This is a genomic window from Acinetobacter sp. LT1, assembly GCF_059800965.1.
In genome coordinates this window covers 1-1,129 of record NZ_JBBAXE010000036.1, presented here as the reverse complement: position 1 = coordinate 1,129, position 1,129 = coordinate 1, and the positions used below count along the sequence as shown (strand labels likewise).

General features: G+C 37.7%; 1 protein-coding gene and 1 pseudogene. One reads left to right on the top strand and one right to left on the bottom strand.

Annotated elements, in window-relative coordinates; translation table 11 throughout:
* Positions 1–107: 107 nt before the first annotated feature.
* Positions 108–392, bottom strand: a complete 285-nt coding sequence (locus tag WBW42_RS18740; protein ID WP_498479066.1) for a hypothetical protein — start codon at positions 390–392, stop codon at positions 108–110.
* Positions 393–529: 137 nt separating this feature from the next.
* On the opposite strand from WBW42_RS18740, the pseudogene WBW42_RS18735 reads away from it, so the two are divergent.
* A pseudogene (locus tag WBW42_RS18735) lies at positions 530–939 on the top strand (recombination directionality factor); the annotation flags it as partial.
* Positions 940–1,129 lie beyond the last annotated feature (190 nt).

Below are 1,129 nucleotides of genomic sequence, written 5' to 3'. Positions count from 1 at the left end.
GATGAGTTTTACTATGACCAGCTACCACAACAAAATAAGGTAGCTTAACTAGAGCAGAGTATCACTTATAAATAAGCTTTTAGTTGTTCAAACATGTGGGACCACCTCTAATATTCACAATCAAGCTTTTCAACTTCATAATTGCCATTTTTATCTGGAAAATAAGCTTTCACTAGATCTTTACAAAGCCTTTTAATTTTATCTTCTTCCGATTCTCGGAACAAACCTTCATCGTGTAAGGTATATATTGCCTTCCTCAAATCTTCTTCATTAGATGCCATGAGGATAGATTTATGGGAACCCAAAAATGGAGTCGAGCGGATTTTTTCAAATATAAATTTTTCTAGTGCATTCACTATCAGTATTTGTTCTTGTAGCTGAGAACTTGGCATGAGTACTCCTTAGTTACGCCCTTAACGTCTGTACAGACTTAGCCCTTTTTATGTACGGACTTAATAATTAATACATTTTTTATCAGCATCTTACAAGATAATTCAGGGAATATTAGATTTGTGAAAAATGAATTTAATTAGATGAGTCCGATGAACTCGGTACCTTTATCTTTAGAATAACGGGTTTTAACAGCATACGAACGTTGGCCGCACGGCTGAGTTATTACCATGCGGCATTGAATGGCTTGCTGTCATGCCTACCGCTGCAATTGACTCTTCGAGAAAGTCTACGACGCAAAGCTATCGAACACCTGTGTATTACGTGGATTTAACTTTACGTGATGCCATTAATCTTCAATAAGCCATTCAAATGGCACGGCAAGGCTATGACAATGCACATTTTGAAACTGACATTGAGGAGGGTATGGATGTGGTGGAGGAGTTTTATGCAAATGAAAATTCAGAAACTGACCAAGTACAGGCTGAACTGAAAGCTAAGTCCAAGGTGAAGCTTCATCAGGCTGAGAACTTTGTACAGGGTATTTAAAAAGGCTTGCAGAGAAGTGTGAGTGCGGTGAATTAGAGGCTTGTAAATATACTGTCTGAGATGGTTTTTATGGTTGATATGAATAGCCACCAAAATTCTAGACACACCTAACCATCTTTTGATGGGCCTTTTCATAATCTAATGGAGAACGCTGACCATTGGAACCATGTCTGCGTTTTGAATTATAGAA

Excerpts from the sequence above, each read along its gene's own strand:
- WBW42_RS18740 (WP_498479066.1), bottom strand. The coding sequence starts at position 392 with ATGCCAAGTTCTCAGCTACAAGAACAAATACTGATAGTGAATGCACTA.